We start from the raw sequence: 16,436 nt of genomic DNA, 5'->3' as shown, positions 1-16,436 counted from the left end.
TGGAGGCGGTCCCCCTCGGGGAGGCAGGCGGCGGTGGGGAGCTCGGCGGAGGCGTCGTAGACCAGGACGCGGAAGCGGGGCGGCTCGATCACCACGCGCAGCATCACGGAGTCGCCCTCGGCGTGCAGAAAGGCGTTGGTGGCCAGCTCCGAGGTGCACAGCGTCGCCGTGTCGACCAGCTCCTCCTGCCCCACGGAGTTCAGGACGCAGGCGACGAAGTCCCGGCAGACCTTGGCGGAGGTCGGGTGCCGACTGCTCTGCAGGGTGTAGACGTACGGATCCCTGGAGGGAACGGGCGGGAGGTGTGGGGGACGGTCGTCGGACTCGTGATCGGAATCCATGGGGCAACTCCCTGTGAGGGGGCCGACAGCGCGCGTACCGTTACGGCGATCAACGCGCAGTAGCGGCAACGACACCTACGGTAGGGCAGCGGTGCAAACAACTGCTACGGTCCCGTTGAATTTCCCCGACAATTACTCCTTGAGGGTTACGGAGGACCATGCCACCCAGGAGCGTCCCGACCGCGCGTCAAGTCAGGCTCGGCACAGAACTCAGAAGGATGCGCGAAGGTGCGGGGCTCAGCATTCAGGAGGCCGCCGACCGGCTGGGCATCAACCGCACCCACATCACCAACCTGGAGCTCGCGCGGTTCGGCGTGAGCGAGGAGCGGGTCCGGGCCCTCGCCGCCATCTACGCCTGCCCGGACAGCGCGTACGTCGACGCGCTCGTCGCCATGGCCCGGGAGCGCAAGGGCGGCTGGTGGGAGGAGTACCGCGGCTATATCGCCACCGGCGGGCTCGACCTGGCCGAGTTGGAGTACTACGCCACCAGCCTGCGCGTGCTGGAGATCATGCACATGCCCGGCCTGTTGCAGACGGAGGAGTACGCGCGGGCCGTGCTCGGCTCCACCGTCCCGCAGTGGTCCGCCACGGACCTCAGGCGCAGGCTCTCCCACCGCATGAAGCGCCGCGACATCCTGGACCGGGACGACCCGCCGCCGTGCACCTTCATCATCCACGAGGCGGCGCTGCGCATGCGGTTCGGAACGGACCGCGTCCTGCGGGCGCAGCTGGACAGCCTGCTGGAGTCCTCCGAGCGGAAGAACGTCACCGTGCGTGTGCTGACCTTCGAGGCCGGAGGGTTCCATGTGCCCGGGCTCTCGGTCACCTACGCCCTGGGGTCGGTGCCCCAGCTGGACACCGCGCAGCTCGACGCCGCCCACGGCCCGGTCTTCCTGGACGCGCAGTCCCAGCTCGTCAACCATCGTGGAGTCCTGGACCGCACCACCGAGGCGGCCCTCTCCGAGAAGGAGTCACGTGATTTCATTCGTGACATCGCTCAACAGACATGAAGGCGGGGAGATGACCGAGGTCAACTGGCAGAAATCCTCTTATTCCAGCGCGGGGGACGGGAACTCCTGCATAGAACTCGCCCTCATAGGCACCACCGTCGCCCTCCGTGAGAGCGACGACCCCCGTACGGTCCTCACCACGAGCCCCGCGAGGCTGGGAGCCCTGCTCCGGTCGATCAAGGCGGGTGCGCTCGATCACCTGGCGGCGGTACCGGGGACGTAACGGACCTACGTCCAGAGGACCAGGTGAGGCCCCCACCATGAGCGGAGGCCGGTACCGGGGAGCCGGCGTTACGGTCGCAGTATGGAACCAGCCCCTATCGCCCTTGATCTCGACGCCTATCTGACGCGTATCGGCTGGACGGGCGACCGGCGCCCCGCCCCCACTGTGGAGACGCTGCGGGCGGTGCATCGGGCGCACCTCGCGTCCATACCGTTCGAGAACCTCGACCCCCTCCTCGGCTCGGCCCCCTCCCTCGCCGTCCCCGACCTCGAGGCCAAGCTGGTCCGCGGCCGGCGCGGCGGTTACTGCTACGAGCACAACACGCTGCTGACCGCCGCCCTCACCGCCCTCGGCTTCCGTGTCACCGGCCTCACCGCCCGCGTCCGGGTCGGAGCGGCCCCCGGGACGGTCCGACCGCGCACGCACATGCTGCTGCTGGTCGGGATCCCGGGCGAGGAGCGGCGTTACGTGGCCGATGTGGGCTTCGGCAGCGTCGGCGGCCTCCTGGAGGCCGTGCCGCTCGTCGCCGACACCGAGTTCCACGACGGCCCCCGCCGCCACCGCTACGTCCGCGAGCCTTATCCGGAGGGGCTGGAGGACCTGTGGGTGTTCCAGGCGTTCCTCGACGGCTCCTGGCAGGACCAGTACGCCTTCACCCGCGAGCCCTTCGAGGCGTCCGACTACGGGGTCATCAACTGGCACGTCGCCACCAACCCGCGCTCGCCGTTCCAGCACACCCTCCACGTCCAGCGCACCACCCTGGACCGCCATCTCCTCCTGTCCGGGCGGACTCTCGTCGAGACCTACTCCGACGGCAGCCGTAAGGAGCGCGAACTCGCCGGAAACGACGAGGTGCTGCGCGTTCTCGCCGCCGACTTCGGCATCGAGCTGCCCCCGGGCACGGCCCTGCCGGACTGACGGCAGAGGAGTTATCCCGGGTGGCTCTCCACACCGGCCCCGGTCATGGCACGATCATCCCGCTAATGGGCCGATGGGAGGGTGGCAGGGACGGATGGAACATGAGTAAAGACAAACTGTCCGTATCGGACCAGGATCTGTCGGATCTCATCAAAGACCTTGAGGGAATGCTCAGTTACCTCGAGGAACAGATCGAGCGTCTCGGCCATCTGAGGCAGTCGGTGGACGCCGACGATCACAAGGGGCCCGCTGCCGCCGCGTACAAGAAGCTGGAGCGCGACGCCTATACGGACGCCGTGCGGATCAGGCAGCTGCTGACCCGTATCGAGGAGGTTGCCAAGGAGCGCGGGGAGAGCCCTGGCGATCGGTACGAGGAGCTGCGGACCCGCTTTCAGTCACTGCAGAAGCCGTCGTCGGAGAAGCCGTCATCGGAGAAGCCGTCGTCGTAGCCGGAGTCCGGACGGCGGGCGTCCGGACCGCCGGTGTCGGGGCGGAGTGGGCGGAGTTCGCGGCTGACCAGGCGGTAGTAGTCGATCGCCTTGGCCATGCCGAGCGCTCCGGCCGCCGCGAAGACCAGGCCGATACCGGCGACGGTGCCCACGCTCTCCGTGCCGACGTCCGAGAAGACCGCGAACCCGCCCAGCGCCAGCCCCAGGCAGGCCAGCACGATGGACGGGCCGAGCCACAGGAGAGCGCCGCCGGAGACCCGCCAGTGCGGCAGCGTCTGGGGGTCGCGCTCCAGCTCCGCCCAGTCGCGGAGGCACGCGCCCACGAAGACATCGCGCCGGATGCCGGAGGCCACCCCGAGGCTGGAGGGGACCGTGGCGCCCAGGGCGAGGCCCAGGAAGATCACGCCCAGCACATGCTCGATGATCTCGCCCCTCACCAGGAACTGGAACCCCGAGACCGCGAGGCTCCACCCCAGCGCGAAGACGAGCGCGGACAGCCACAGCAGCAGCGCCCGGTGCGGCGCCAGGTACCACCGCGCCAGCGCCCCCATCGCCCGTGCCCGCTCGTCGAGTAACCCGGCGCGGTCCTTCCACGGCCGCTCGTCGGGGGCGGGCGGCGGTGGCGGAAGTTCGTTGGGCGGCGTCATGGCGTCCTTCCTCATGGCACTCATGGCACTCATCGCACTCATCGCGCACGGCACTCGTAGCACGCACAGCACCGCGGTGTACGCCGACGCAGTGTCTCAGCTCTTCGGTTGTGGCCTGGCCTTCTTCGGCTTGACCTTCTCACTTGTGTGAGGGTTTCACGATGTCCATCGAGCGGAGCCGAACCGCCGTACAGATGAGCCTTACAGATGAGGTGAGCCCTGATGGACAACCAGCTATTCGACTACAGCCCCATCGTCGAACGCGCCCCGATCCACTGGCCGGGCGGCGCCCGGGTGGCCTTCTACGTCGGGCTGAACGTCGAGCACTACGAAATCGACCGCCCCTCCACCAGCATCTTCCCCGACACCAGGGCGCTGGCGCCCGATCCGCTGAACTACGGGTGGCGGGACTATGGGCCCCGGGTCGGGATCTGGCGGCTGATCGAGAGCCTGGACCGGCACCAGGTGCGGGCGAGCGTGATGCTCAACTCCGATGTCGCCGAGCGCTACCCCCAGATCATCCGGGCCGGGCGGGAACGGGACTGGGTGTGGGCGGCGCACGGCAAGAACAACTCGATCCTCCAGGCGGACATGTCCCCCGAGGAGGAGCGGGCCTACCTCACCGAGGTGATCGGCACCATCGAGAAGGCCACCGGCCGCAGGCCGCGCGGCTGGCTGGGGCCGGCGCTGACCGAGACCTTCCGCACGCCGGAGCTCCTGGCCGAGCTGGGGCTGCGGTACGTACTGGACTGGGCCAACGACGACCAGCCGTACCGGCTGAACGTGCCGGGCATGCTGAGCGTGCCGTATTCGATCGAGGTCAACGACATCCAGCTGTTCGTCGGCAAGAGCCTCAGCGGGCCGGACTTCGTCCGGATCGTCAAGGACCAGCTCGACCAGCTCTACTCCGACGCGGCCACCAGCGGCCGGGTGATGTCCCTGGTGCTGCACCCGTTCGTGATCAACCAGCCGTTCCGGCACAAGTACGTGGACCAGGCGCTGGAGTACATCGTGAACCACCCCGGGGTGTGGGTGACGACCAGCGACGAGATCGCCGACCACTACTCCGGGGGCCTCCAGGTCCGCTAAGCGGATCGGCGGAAGTCGGCCGCGGTCCGGTCGCCCCGAAGGGGCGAGGGGCTGTGTCGATATGCGGCTCCGCCGCGACTGTGTCGATATGCGGCTCCGCCGCGTGGGACCAGCCACGACGGCTTCGCAGACGATCGACGGCAGGTCGGGGCACTTCCTGCGGACCGCTCAGCGGGTGACGAGCTCCCGCAGCGCCTTGGCGATGTCGGCGGGTGCCTCCTCGGCCATGAAGTGGCCGTAGCCGACGGTGTGGTGCTCCAGGTCGTCGGCCCAGGCGCGCCACAGCGCCGCCGCGTCATAGCCGAGGGCGGCGCCCCAGTCCTGCTGGATGACGGTGAGCGGCATCGTCAGCCGGCGTCCGCCGTCCCGGTCGGCCCGGTCGTGGTCGACATCGACACCGGCCGAGGCGCGGTAGTCGGCCACGATCGACGGCACCGCGGCGCGGCAGGCGTCCAGATAGGCGGCGCGGACCTCGGCGGGGATGGCCCGCGGGTCGCCCGTCCACAGGTCGAGGAAGTGGCCGAAGAAGTCGTCGGGGCAGGCGGCGATCATCCGCTCGGGCAGCCCCGGGGGCTGGGCCATCAGAAAGAGGTGGAAGCCGACGGCGGCGGTGGTGCCGTGCAGCACGTCCCACATGTCGAGGGTCGGCAGCACGTCCAGGCAGGCGAGATGGGTGATCGTCGCGGGGTGGTCGAGGCCCGCCCGGAAGGCGACCAGGGCGCCGCGGTCATGACCGGCCAGTGCGAAGCGCTCGTGCCCGAGCGCGCGGGCCAGGGCGACGATGTCGGCGGCCATGGTGCGCTTGGCGTAGGCGGCGGGGTCGGCGGCGGTGCCGGCATCGGCTGACGGTTTGTCGCTGGCGCCGTAGCCGCGCAGGTCGGGGCAGATCACAGTGTGATCGGCCGCGAGGTCGGCGGCCACGTGCCGCCACATGAGGTGGGTCTGCGGGAAGCCGTGCAGCAGGACGATGGGGCTGCCCGAGCCCGCGACGGCCACGTTCAGGGATACGCCGTCGGCGACGGGGACGCGGCGGTAGTCGAAGCCGGGAATGACAGGGGCCATGGGTTAGCGCGCTTTCTGTGGAGGATCCGAGCGACCGGATGACGTAGGCGACCAGTAGGTGACCAGTAGGTGACCAGGTAGGTGACCAGGTAGGTGACCAGGTGGCTGTCAGCCTGCCGGGTGCGGATGAGCATCCGATCAGCGCGCTACGGTGACCGCATGCGGGTCGGTTTCGGGGTGCTGGGGCCGGTCGTGGCCTGGGACGCGGACGCCGACGGGCGCGCGATCGCGCTCAAGGGGCCACGGCACCGCGCGGTGCTGGCCCGGCTGATCGTCGCCCGCCGCCGCGTCGTACCCGTCTCCCGGCTGATCGAGGACCTGTGGACGGAGCCGCCACCGGGCGCGGTGGGCGCGGTGCGTACGTTCGTGGCCGCGCTGCGCCGCGCGCTGGAGCCGCAGCGCCCGCCGCGCACCCCGGCCCGGCTGCTGGTCACCGAGGGCCCCGGGTACGCGCTGCGGGCCGACCCGGACGCGGTGGACGCCTGGCGCTTCGAACAGGACATGGCCACCGCCGCGACCCTGCCGCCGGACGGCGCGCTGCCCCGGCTGGAGGAGGCGCTGAGCCGGTGGCGCGGGCCCGCGTACGCGGAGTTCGCCGACGAGGGCTGGGCCCGGGGCGAGCGCTCCCGGCTGGCGGAGCTCCGGCTGCACGCCGTCGAGCGGCAGGCGGAGGCCCGGCTGGCCCTGGGCCGGGCCGCCGAGGCGGTGCCGGACCTGGAGGCGCATCTGGCCGAGCACCCCTGGCGCGAGGGCGCCTGGCGGGCACTGGCCCTCGCGCTGTACCGCACCGGCCGCCAGGGCGACGCGCTGGCGGTACTGCGCCGGGCCCGCACGCTGCTGGTCGAGCAGCTGGGCGTGGACCCCGGCCCGGAGCTGCGCCGCCTGGAGACGGACATCCTCGGCCAGGCGCCCCACCTCGACCCCACCGCGGCGCGGGGCGGCGCGGCGGCCCGGGTGTGGGCGGACGCGACCGCCGCGTACGACCGCACCGTGGCCTCCGGCGCCCGGACCCGCCTGGAGTCCACGGCCGCCCTGCTCCGCGACCTCTCGATGACCGGTGGCGGCGGCCTGCTGACGGCCCGCCGACAACGCCTGGCGGCCGTCGCGGCGGCGGAAGAACTGGGCGACCCCGAACTGACCGCCCGAGTCATCGGCGCCTACGACGTCCCCGCGATCTGGACCCGCCTGGACGACCCCGAACAGGCGGCATCGATCGTAAGGGCGGCCGAACGCACGTTGGCCGCGCTCGCGGCCGGCTTCCCGCCCGGCCCCGGTGCGCCCGATCACGAGGCCCCCGGCCATGAGCCCCCTGGCAGCGGGGCGACGGGCCCCGGCCCGCCCGGCCACGACGCACCCGGCCACGGCGCCCCCGCACACGGGGCTCCCGGCCATGAGAGGCCCGGCCCAGAGGCGACGGACCACGGCGCGCCCGGCCACGAGCCCCCGGGCCAGGGGACCACCAGCCAGGACGCGACCGGCCACCGCGTCCCCCGCCACGACGCGACCGGCCGCGAGGCGCCCAGGGAAGAGGGAACCGGCCCAGGAGCGCGTGGCCACCGCCTGGCCGGCCCTGAGGCCCCCGGCCACGACACTCCCGGCCATGAGCCGACCGGTCATGAGCCGACCGGTCATGAGCCGACCGGCCATGACGCGATTCGCGCCCGGCTGTTGGCGACGATCGCCGTGGAGTCGCGGGGTGGGCGGTCCGAGCGGGGGCGGCAGGCGGCTCGGCAGGCGGAGGAGATCGCTCGGCGGCTGGACGATCCCGGGCTGTTGGCGTTCGCGCTGAACGGCGTCTTCATGCAGAGCTTCGAGCGCGCGGGGCTGGCGCCGCGCCGGGACGCCACCGGGGCCGAGCTGATCGCCCTTGCGGCGCGGCACGGGCTGGTCGCCTTCGAGGTGCTCGGCCATCTCATCCGGCTCCAGGCCCGCGGCGCGCTCGGCGACTTCGCGGCGGCCGACCGGCACGCGGCCGCCGCCGACCGTCTGGGCGAGCGCCATGAGCGGCCGCTGGTCGGGGTGTTCACCGCGTGGTACCGGACGCTGCGGCTGGCCGCGACGGGACGGGCGGACGAAGCCGCGGTCGAGGCGGCCTACCGGGACGCCGCCGCGCGGCTGGACGGCGCCGGGATGCCCGGCCTGGAACACGGTCTGCTGCCCCTCGCGCTGCTCTGTCTGCGCGTGGAGCGGGGGCGGCCCGCCCCGACCGACGCGGACCTCGACTGGGGGCCGTACGCGCCCTGGGCCCGCCCGCTGGTGCTGCTGGCCCAGGACCGCCGCGCCGAGGCCACGGCGGCGCTGCGCACGGTCCCGGAGCCGCCCCGCGATCTGCTGCTGGAGGCCCTGTGGTGTCTCACCGGGCGGGCGGCCATCGCCGTCGGCGACCGGGAGACGATCGCGCTCGCCCACGCAGCGTTGGCCCCTGCGGCGGCCGAGCTGGCCGGCGCGGGCAGCGGCCTGCTCACCCTCGGCCCGGTCTCCCGGCACCTGGCCGATCTGGCCGAGGCCCTGCGGTGACGGCACGGCCGAGTGCCGTATGGCCGGGGGTTCGGTCACGTGCCGTACGGCCGGGGGCGCGGCCAGGCGCGGGCGGGCGCCGTACGCCGGGAGTGCGGTCGCGTGCCACACCGCTAAAAGGGCGGGCGGGCGCCGTACCACCGAGGGCGCGGCCAGGTGCCGCACCGCCGAAGGCACGACCGGGCGCCGCACGGCCGCGAGTGCGGCCAGGTGCCACACGGCCGGGAGTGCGGTCGCGTGCCACACCGCTAAAAGGGCGGGCGGGCGCCGTACCACCGAGGGCGCGGCCAGATGCCGTACAGCCGAAGGCACGACCGGGCGCCGCACAGCCGGGAGTGCGGTCGCGTGCCACACCGCTAAAAGGGCGGGCGGGCGCCGTACCACCGAGGGCGCGGCCAAGTGCCGTACAGCCGAAGGCACGACCGGGCGCCGCACAGCCGCGAGTGCGGCCAGGTGCCACACGGCCGGGAGTGCGGTCGCGTGCCGCACCGCCGAAGGCACGGTCGCGTGCCGCACCGCCGCGGGCGCGGCCTCGGTGCCGCACGCCGCGGGCGCGGCCGGGTGCCTTGCGACCGGACACGGTACGGCCGGGCGCCGTATGAATCGGGTGCCGTAGGGCCTGGCGCCGCACGAGCGAGTGCCGCACAGCCGGGCGCCGCGCGGCCGGGCCCCGTACAGCCCGGCACCGCAGGGCCCCGCGCCGTACCGCTAAGCGGTCCGCAGGAAGTGCCCCGACCTGCCGTCGATCGTCTGCGACGCCGTCGTGGCTGGTCGCCCACGCGGCGGAGCCGCATGCGGAGCCGCATATCGACACAGCCCCGCGCTCCTTCGGGGCGCGTCCGAGTCGCGGTCGACTTCCGCCGATCCGCTTAGCCCTCTTCCGCGACCGTCTCAAAGCGCCAGCGGTGCACTGCCCGCCGTACCAAGTCCTCCCCCGGCTCCGGGAGTTCCGGCAGCCCCGGGGTGTCGTAGGCGCCGTCCCACCAGGTGATGACGAGGACGCGGTCCTCGGGTGCGCGGAAGGTTTCGCGGCGGAGCGGGGGCGGGTCGAGGGGCTGGTGGGTGGCCCAGGTCAGCAGTTCCTCGCCCTTTCCGGCCACGGCTCGGGCTTCCCACATCAAGGCGACGGTCATGCGTACAGGTTCTTCCGGCTCAGCTCGTGCACATGGTCGTGGGTGTGCCCGGTGGGCGCCGGGACATGCGGGTCCGTCACGGGGAGGGACGAGTCGGCCGACAGGTCCCACGCCGAGGCGGACCGTCCCCGCGCCACCATCTCGGCGCCGAGCGCCGCGACCATCGCCCCGTTGTCCGTGCACAGCTTCGGCCGCGGCACCCGCAGGGTGAGGCCCGCGTCCTCGCAGCGGCGTTCGGCCATCGCCCGCAGCCGGGAGTTGGCGGCGACGCCGCCACCGATCATCAGGTGCTCCACGCCCTCGTCCTTGCAGGCGCGGACGGCCTTGCGGGTCAGCACGTCCACGACCGCTTCCTGGAAGGAGGCCGAGACATCGGCGATCGGGACCTCCTCGCCCGCCGCCCGCTTCGCCTCGATCCAGCGGGCGACGGCGGTCTTCAGCCCCGAGAAGGAGAAGTCGTACGCGGCGTCCCGCGGACCGGTCAGCCCGCGCGGGAAGGCGATCGCGTCCGGGTCGCCCGCGCGGGCGATGCGGTCGATGACGGGGCCGCCGGGGAAGCCCAGGTTCAGCACCCGGGCGATCTTGTCGAACGCCTCGCCCGCCGCGTCATCGATGGTCGAGCCGAGCGGGCGGACATCGGCGGTGATGTCGGGCGCGAGGAGCAGCGACGAGTGGCCGCCGCTCACCAGCAGCGCCATCGTCGGCTCGGGCAGCGGACCGTGCTCCAGCTGGTCGACGCAGATGTGGGAGGCGAGGTGGTTGACGCCGTAGAGCGGCTTGCCGAGTGCGTAGGCGTACGCCTTGGCGGCCGAGACGCCGACCAGCAGCGCGCCCGCGAGCCCGGGGCCCGCGGTGACGGCGATGCCGTCGAGGTCGGAGGCGGCGACCCCGGCCTCCTTCAGCGCCCGCTGGATCGTGGGGACCATCGCCTCCAGATGGGCGCGGCTGGCGACCTCGGGGACGACGCCGCCGAAGCGGGCGTGCTCGTCCACGCTGGAGGCGACGGCGTCGGCGAGGAGGGTGTGGCCGCGGACGATGCCGACGCCGGTCTCGTCGCAGGAGGTCTCGATGCCGAGGACGAGGGGTTCGTCAGCCATGGGTCTCGGTTCCTTGTACTGAGGTCGCGGGGTTCGCGGGGTTGGCCGTGTGCGCGGTGGACGCCGTGTTCGCGGTGGACGCCGTGTTCGCCGTGTTCGCCGTGTTCGCCGTGGGCTCGCCGTTCGCGATCGTGGCGGCGCTCGCCGTCGCCGCGCTCGCCGTCGCCGGGTCGGCCAGCCGCATGACCAGGGCGTCCACATTGCCGGGCTGGTAGTAGCCCTTGCGTATGCCGATGGGTTCGAAGCCGAAGCGCTCGTACAGCCGTTGCGCGCGTGCGTTGTCCACCCGCACCTCCAGCAGTACCTCACGGCATTCGAAGGCGGTGGCGGCCGTAAGGAGGTCGGTGAGGAGGCGGGCGCCGAGGCCGGTGCCCCAGTGGTCGCGGGCGGCGGCGATGGTCTGGACGTCGCCGGTGCGGTCGACGACGGCGAGCCCGGCGTACCCGGCCAGCCGGGGCCCGTCCTCCGCCACCACATAGTGACGGGTGGCGTCCCGGCCCCGGGCATGCGCGAGCTCGGACCAGAACATCCCCCGCGACCAGGCGTCCTCGGGGAACAGCTCCTCCTCGAGCTCCATCACCCGCTCCAGGTCCCACCACCGCATCTCGCGCAGGGTCACGGTCGTGCCGGTGGTGGTCACTTCGGGGTGACCACCTTGTAGTTGGCGGGCACCTTGGCGTCGGGGCGGCGCAGATACAGCGGCCGGGGCGGCGGCAGCTCCTCGCCGCGCGCCAGCTTCTCGGCGGCGAGCGAGGCGAGCGCCCCGGCCGACTGGTGCTCCGGCATCCCGGGCGGTACGTCGGCGAAGGCCGCCGGGTAGAGCAGCGCGCCCGCGCCGACCGCGGGCAGCCCGGCCACCCGCTCGGCGAGATCGGCGGGGTGGTCGACGGCGGGCTCGGTGACGCGGGTGCGGGCGTCGTCGTAGCGCGCCCAGTAGACCTCCTTGCGCCGCGCGTCCGTGGCCACGACGAAGGGGCCTTCCAGACCGGCCTGCCCGGCGGCGTACGCGATCCCGTCGAGCGTGCACAGCCCGTGGACGGGGACGCCGAGGGCCGACCCGAAGGTGGCCGCGGTCACCAGGCCCACGCGCAGTCCGGTGTACGGGCCGGGGCCCGCGCCGACGACGATCTCCGTCACCGCGCCCAGCTCGGTGCCCGCGGCTTTCAGCGTCCGGTGGACGGCGGGCAGCAACAGCTCGCCGTGACGCCGGGCGTCCACGTCGGAGGACTCGGCGATCACTGCGGAGCCGTCGTGCAGGGCGACGGTCACGGCGGGGGTGGCGGTATCAAGAGCGAGCAACAGCACGAGAACAGCCTACGGCGCGCCGGGAGGTCGTTCTCTCGTACCGGCATCGGTACCGGCATCGGTACCGGCATCGGTACCGGCCTTGGAACCGGCCTTGGAACCGAAGCCGGTACCGGCTTTCGTACCGGCCTCGGTACGGGCTTTCGTACCGACGGTGGAACAGCTCGGTCACCGGACGCCCGGAGCGCGGCCGGGCGGCGGGCGCCGGTGCTACCGTCACCGTAAGTGTGTACGGGCCGTCAGCACGTACTGACCGCAGGAGAGGGAAGCCGCCGTGCCAAGGAGCAGTACCGGGCCAGCTGTGGCCGTACTCACCGCCGCCGCGCTGGGCGTCGTCGGGTTCCTCGGCTACCAGGCCGCCGCGACCGCGCCCGACCATCCGACCCAGGCCCGGCCCGGGTCGCACTCCGCCCAGCCCAAGAAGAAGGACAAGGACGACGCGGGGTCGAAGAAGAAGTCCACCGCGCTCCCGGCCCGCTCCGGCGCCGGCGTACGGGTCGTCTACGCCCTCGGCGACAAGCGGGTCTGGCTGGTCGGCGCCGATGGCAAGGCCGGCCGCACCTTCGAGGTGGGCCCCAGCCCGGCCAGCCCCGACCCGGGGACCTACACGGTGACCTCGCGCAACAAGGGCGGGGTCGGATCGGACGGAGTGCAGGTCGAGCACGTCGTCGTCTTCCACTCGGACGGGGGGGTCGTGTTCGGTTTCAGCGCGGCGGTGGACGGGTCGATGCCGGACCCGAACGCGCGCAAGCGGACCGGGGCCATCCGGGAGAGCCGGGCGGATGGTACGGCGATGTGGGAGTTCGCGCAGCCGGGCATGAAGGTGGTCGTCGTCCCCTAGCGGACCTGGACGACGAGCTGGATCTGGATGACGAGCTGGATGACGTAGCCGGATGACGTAGCTGTGCGCGGCTACGCCGCGTCCCGCTCCTCGTCATCCGCCTCGGGCTCGACGGACGCCGGGGTCCCCTCGGTCTCCTCCTCGGCCGGCCGCGGAGGCGTCGAGACCGCGCTCGCCGCCGCACACGCCGCCAGGAGCTCCGACATCGACGGTGACCGGTCGTCGCGCGCGGCGCCGGTCCCGGCCACAGGGTCGTGGGCCGACATGGATGCCTCCTGAGGGTCCTGGGGCAGTCGAGCCGAGTTAGGCAGACCTAACCCACGCTTTCTCCCACCATGTGACCACGGGTGATGCCCGGAATGCAACAGCATGCCGACGGCTTGTCGGAAACTACGCGGCATCTGCACGCGAGCTCTACCAGCAGCTTGACCGTCTGACCGGGTGGCGCTGCCCGGCAGCACCGCCCCAAGGGCACTACCCCGCGAGCGACGCCAGATCCTCCCCCGCCCAGCGGGTACCCACGCCCGTCACCACCACGTCCCGTACGTCGTCCACGTCGGCGGCCATCGTGTCCGTGACGGCCATGTCGCTGCCCACCGTCCGCTGGATCACCACATGCAGCCGGTCCTCCGCCAGCCCCTCGACCTTGCCCTCGCCCCACTCCACGGCCACCACCGAATCCGGCAGGGAGACATCGAGGTCCAGGTCCTCCATCTCGTCGAGGCCGCCGTTCAGCCGGTAGGCGTCGACATGGACCAGCGGCGGGCCGTCGCCCAGCGAGGGGTGCACCCGGGCGATCACGAAAGTGGGCGAGGTGACGGCGCCCCGGACGCCGAGGCCCTCGCCGAGGCCCCGCGTCAGGGTCGTCTTGCCCGCGCCGAGTTCACCGGTGAGCAGCACCAGATCGCCGGGGCGCAGCAGCTTGGCGAGTCTGCGGCCCAGGTCCCGCATCTGGTCGGGAGAGGTGACGGTGATGCGCGTGCCTACGTCCATACTCGCCGATGGTACGGGCCCGAAAAGCCCGCCGCGGACCAGCTCGCCGCCGCCCCGAACGCCCCGGCCGGACCGCCGGAACGGCCCGGGCAGGGGCACCGCTCGTCAGCCCGTCACGCCCCGCCGCGCCCGGTCGCCGACCCCGTCCACCGACCGCGAGAGCAACTCCGTCAGATGGCCGTTGACCACCTCCGGGTGCTCGAGGATCACCAGGTGTCCGGCCTCCTCGAGGATCACCAGCTCCGCGCCCGGAAGCAGCTCCGCGATCGCCTCGCTGTGTTCCATGGGGGTGATGAGGTCCTTGTCGCCCGCGAGGACCAGCACCGGCAGCCCGTCGAAGTGCGGCAGCGCGGCCGCCTTGTCGTGGGCGATGAACGCCGGGTAGAACTCCGCGACCACATCGATCGGCGTGGCCTCGATCAGCCGCTCGGCGAACCGCGCGACCCCCGGGTCCACGTCCTTCGAGCCGAACGAATAGCGCTTGATCAGCCCCGCGAACAAGTCCGCGGTCGCCCGCCGCCCCCGCTCGACCAGGTCGGCCTGCCAGCCCAGCGCCTTCAGCAGCCCGGGCAACACCCGCCGCACCGCGTTCACCCCGACCACCGGGAGACCGAAGCTGACCTCGCCAAGACGGCCCGCCGAGGTGCCGATGAAGGCCGCGCCGATCACGCGCTCGCGGATCAGGTCGGGGTACTGCGCGGCCAGCGCCATCATCGTCATGCCGCCCATGGAGTGGCCGACGAGCACCAGCGGCCCCTCGGGCGCCGTCGCGTCGATCACCGCCTTCAGATCGCGGCCGAGCTGGTCGATGCTGATCGCCTCGCCGTCCGCCTGGGCGCAGCCGCGCGCCGAGCGGCCGTGGCAGCGCTGGTCCCAGTAGACGGTGCGGACCACCTCGCGCAGCGCGGAGCGCTGGAAGTGCCAGGAGTCCTGGGCGAGGCAGTAGCCATGACTGAAGATCATGGTGACGGGGGTGGGGGCGCGGCGCCCGAACCGCCGCTTGCGCCGGGGCGAGGGCGCGGCGGCGTTCTCCCGCATCTCCTCGACCTCGTAGTAGATCTCGGTGCCGTCGTCGGCGACCGCCGTCCCCGGGGTGCCGCGCAGCGTGCCGTACGGGCCCTCGGCGTCCAGGGCGAGCCGCGCCTTGCGCCGTACGCCGCGGCCGACCGTCAGCCGCTCGAGCGCGACACCCGCCGCCGCCCCCGCCGCGAGCACGCCGATCGCGGCACCCGCGAATCCGGCGCCCCGGCGCCAGCTCACGGCTGTGGCCCCCGCCGCGACTCGTGTCGCCATCTCTGCCGTGCTGACGGCCGTGGTCTCGTCGCCCATGGTCAGTTCCCTGTGCCCCCGTCCTCACCTACATAAACGCGGGGAATACGGGCCGAGATCCTGGTCACGATCTCGTAGCCGATCGAGCCCACGGCCCGCGCCCAGTCCTCGACGGTCGGCTCGCCCCGGTCCCCCGGACCGAACAGCACCGCCTCGTCCCCCGGGGCGGCGGTGTCGCCGCCCAGATCCACAACGAACTGGTCCATGGCGACCGTGCCCGCGATCGTCCGCCACTTTCCCGCGACCAGTACCGGGCCGGTGCCCGAGGCATGGCGCGGGATGCCGTCCCCGTAGCCGACGGGCACCAGCGCGAGGGTCGTCTCGCCGGGGGTCACATAGCGGTGCCCGTAGGAGACGCCGTGACCGCCCGGCACCCGCTTCACGGAGGCGAGCGCGGCGGAGAGCGTCATCACCGGGCGCAGCCCGAAGTCGGCGGACGTGCCGAGTTCGGGGCTCGGGCAGATGCCGTAGGTGGAGATGCCGGTCCGGACGAGGTCGAAGTGGGACTCGGGCACGGTCAGGGTCGCCGGTGAGTTGGCGATGTGACGCACCTCCGGCCGCAGCCCAGCGTGTTCGGCGTGCGCCACCATCTCGCGGAAGACCGACAGCTGGGCGGCGATGGACGGATGGCCCGGCTCGTCCGCGCAGGCGAAGTGGGACCACAGCCCCGTCACCCGGATGGCCCCTTCCGCCTCGGCGGCGCGCGCCTCGGCGACCAGGGCGGGCCAGTCGGCGGGCTGGCAGCCGCTGCGGCCGAGCCCGGTGTCCGCCTTCAGGTGCAGCCGCGCGGTACGGCCGCACGCGCGGGCCGCCGCGACGGCCTCGCGCAGCGCCCACAGCCCGCTGGCCGAGACGTCGATGTCCGCCTCGATGGCCTGCCGCCAGGGGCCGCCGGGCGTCCACAGCCAGCACATCAGCCGGCCCGTGTCCCCCGCCGCCCGCAGCGCGAACGCCTCCTCCGGCGTGGCCGCGCCCAGCCAGTCCGCGCCCGCCGCGCGGGCGGCGCGAGCACACGGGACCATGCCGTGGCCATAGGCGTCCGACTTGACCACGGTCATCAGCTCGGCCGTGGGTGCCGCGGCGCGCAGCGCCCTCACGTTGGCCCGTAGGGCGGCCAGATCGACCACGGCCCGGGCACGCATCGGTGTCTCGTCCATCTCCGTCAGTCTCTCAGGCCTGTCACCCGACCGGAGTGTGTGCTTCTACGCACGGAGTGCCTCGCTTCCACGCAAGGAGTGCCCTCTGTTCGGGAGACTATGGGCATGAGGATTGCCTACAGCGTCGAGACCGTACGGGCCGCCGAGCGCGAACTGATGGCGCGGCTGCCCGAAGGAGCGCTCATGCAGCGCGCGGCGGCGGGACTCGCGGCCGCGTGCGCCGATCTGCTGGGCCGGGTGTACGGCTCCCGGGTGGCCCTGCTCGTCGGCAGCGGCGACAACGGCGGCGACGCGCTCTACGCGGGCGCCCGACTGGCCCGCCGCG

19 protein-coding genes are annotated in these 16,436 nt (G+C 72.9%); 8 read left to right on the top strand and 11 right to left on the bottom strand.

Going from position 1 to position 16,436, the window contains the following annotated elements:
• Window positions 1-341, bottom strand: a 341-nt coding sequence (locus tag GWI24_RS24955; protein WP_210948150.1) for an ATP-binding protein, incomplete at its 3' end; no start/stop codon positions are given.
• A 158-nt stretch (window positions 342-499) separates the two neighbouring features.
• Between GWI24_RS24955 and GWI24_RS24950 the strand changes: the two genes are divergently transcribed.
• From GWI24_RS24950 to GWI24_RS24935, 4 genes are all read left to right on the top strand, one after another.
• Window positions 500-1,351 (top strand): helix-turn-helix transcriptional regulator, encoded by an 852-nt coding sequence (locus tag GWI24_RS24950; RefSeq protein WP_210948149.1) that lies wholly within the window; start codon window positions 500-502, stop codon window positions 1,349-1,351.
• A 10-nt stretch (window positions 1,352-1,361) separates the two neighbouring features.
• Window positions 1,362-1,574 (top strand): DUF397 domain-containing protein, encoded by a 213-nt coding sequence (locus tag GWI24_RS24945; RefSeq protein ID WP_210948148.1) that lies wholly within the window; start codon window positions 1,362-1,364, stop codon window positions 1,572-1,574.
• A 96-nt stretch (window positions 1,575-1,670) separates the two neighbouring features.
• A complete protein-coding gene (locus GWI24_RS24940; protein ID WP_210948153.1) occupies window positions 1,671-2,492 on the top strand; it encodes an arylamine N-acetyltransferase in 822 nt (273 codons plus the stop codon).
• Between the two features lie 101 nt (window positions 2,493-2,593).
• A complete protein-coding gene (locus GWI24_RS24935) occupies window positions 2,594-2,941 on the top strand; it encodes a hypothetical protein (RefSeq protein WP_210948147.1) in 348 nt (115 codons plus the stop codon).
• Here GWI24_RS24935 and GWI24_RS24930 read toward each other — a convergent pair.
• Window positions 2,884-3,612, bottom strand: a complete 729-nt coding sequence (locus GWI24_RS24930; RefSeq protein ID WP_247616848.1) for a hypothetical protein — start codon at window positions 3,610-3,612, stop codon at window positions 2,884-2,886. The genes GWI24_RS24935 and GWI24_RS24930 overlap by 58 nt on opposite strands.
• Window positions 3,613-3,810: 198 nt before the next feature.
• On the opposite strand from GWI24_RS24930, the gene GWI24_RS24925 reads away from it, so the two are divergent.
• Window positions 3,811-4,677 (top strand): polysaccharide deacetylase family protein, encoded by an 867-nt coding sequence (locus tag GWI24_RS24925; protein ID WP_210948146.1) that lies wholly within the window; start codon window positions 3,811-3,813, stop codon window positions 4,675-4,677.
• 168 nt (window positions 4,678-4,845) lie between these two features.
• Here the strand turns inward: GWI24_RS24925 and GWI24_RS24920 are convergent, their stop codons facing one another.
• A complete protein-coding gene (locus GWI24_RS24920; RefSeq protein ID WP_210948145.1) occupies window positions 4,846-5,739 on the bottom strand; it encodes an alpha/beta fold hydrolase in 894 nt (297 codons plus the stop codon).
• A gap of 159 nt (window positions 5,740-5,898) precedes the next feature.
• Between GWI24_RS24920 and GWI24_RS24915 the strand changes: the two genes are divergently transcribed.
• Window positions 5,899-8,256 (top strand): BTAD domain-containing putative transcriptional regulator, encoded by a 2,358-nt coding sequence (locus tag GWI24_RS24915; protein ID WP_210948144.1) that lies wholly within the window; start codon window positions 5,899-5,901, stop codon window positions 8,254-8,256.
• Window positions 8,257-9,125: 869 nt separating this feature from the next.
• On the opposite strand, the gene GWI24_RS24910 is transcribed toward GWI24_RS24915, so the two are convergent.
• The 4 genes from GWI24_RS24910 to tsaB are packed head-to-tail and all read right to left on the bottom strand — an operon-like array spanning window position 9,126 to window position 11,791.
• Window positions 9,126-9,389 (bottom strand): hypothetical protein, encoded by a 264-nt coding sequence (locus GWI24_RS24910; protein WP_210948143.1) that lies wholly within the window; start codon window positions 9,387-9,389, stop codon window positions 9,126-9,128.
• Window positions 9,386-10,486, bottom strand: coding sequence for a tRNA (adenosine(37)-N6)-threonylcarbamoyltransferase complex transferase subunit TsaD (tsaD, locus tag GWI24_RS24905; protein ID WP_210948142.1), 1,101 nt, complete (start codon window positions 10,484-10,486; stop codon window positions 9,386-9,388). The genes GWI24_RS24910 and tsaD overlap by 4 nt, the downstream gene beginning before the upstream one ends.
• Window positions 10,479-11,090, bottom strand: a complete 612-nt coding sequence (gene rimI / locus GWI24_RS24900; RefSeq protein WP_210948151.1) for a ribosomal protein S18-alanine N-acetyltransferase — start codon at window positions 11,088-11,090, stop codon at window positions 10,479-10,481. Before rimI ends, tsaD begins: the two co-directional genes overlap by 8 nt.
• Before the next feature lie 32 nt (window positions 11,091-11,122).
• Complete coding sequence (gene tsaB / locus GWI24_RS24895) at window positions 11,123-11,791, bottom strand: tRNA (adenosine(37)-N6)-threonylcarbamoyltransferase complex dimerization subunit type 1 TsaB (protein ID WP_210948141.1); 669 nt, start codon at window positions 11,789-11,791, stop codon at window positions 11,123-11,125.
• Between the two features lie 301 nt (window positions 11,792-12,092).
• On the opposite strand from tsaB, the gene GWI24_RS24890 reads away from it, so the two are divergent.
• Entirely contained in the window at window positions 12,093-12,632 is a 540-nt protein-coding gene (locus GWI24_RS24890; protein WP_308343998.1) for a hypothetical protein, read from the top strand.
• A gap of 71 nt (window positions 12,633-12,703) precedes the next feature.
• On the opposite strand, the gene GWI24_RS24885 is transcribed toward GWI24_RS24890, so the two are convergent.
• The 4 genes from GWI24_RS24885 to alr form a co-directional block, all read right to left on the bottom strand.
• Window positions 12,704-12,898, bottom strand: coding sequence for a hypothetical protein (locus GWI24_RS24885; protein ID WP_210948139.1), 195 nt, complete (start codon window positions 12,896-12,898; stop codon window positions 12,704-12,706).
• 208 nt (window positions 12,899-13,106) lie between these two features.
• On the bottom strand, window positions 13,107-13,625 hold the full coding sequence (gene tsaE, locus GWI24_RS24880; RefSeq protein ID WP_198281454.1) for a tRNA (adenosine(37)-N6)-threonylcarbamoyltransferase complex ATPase subunit type 1 TsaE: 519 nt from the start codon (window positions 13,623-13,625) through the stop codon (window positions 13,107-13,109).
• Between the two features lie 105 nt (window positions 13,626-13,730).
• Complete coding sequence (locus GWI24_RS24875; protein WP_210948138.1) at window positions 13,731-14,954, bottom strand: alpha/beta fold hydrolase; 1,224 nt, start codon at window positions 14,952-14,954, stop codon at window positions 13,731-13,733.
• Between the two features lie 2 nt (window positions 14,955-14,956).
• Window positions 14,957-16,111: an alanine racemase gene (alr, locus tag GWI24_RS24870; RefSeq protein WP_210948137.1), complete on the bottom strand. Its 1,155-nt coding sequence runs from the start codon at window positions 16,109-16,111 to the stop codon at window positions 14,957-14,959.
• Between the two features lie 105 nt (window positions 16,112-16,216).
• On the opposite strand from alr, the gene GWI24_RS24865 reads away from it, so the two are divergent.
• Window positions 16,217-16,436 (top strand): NAD(P)H-hydrate epimerase (locus GWI24_RS24865; RefSeq protein ID WP_281790505.1); only part of this gene is annotated, 220 nt, incomplete at its 3' end.

The sequence above is a fragment of the Streptomyces sp. MK37H genome (assembly GCF_018035285.1).
Classification (GTDB): Bacteria; Actinomycetota; Actinomycetes; order Streptomycetales; family Streptomycetaceae; genus Streptomyces; species Streptomyces endocoffeicus.
This window is presented reverse-complemented; position numbering and strand designations above follow the sequence as displayed.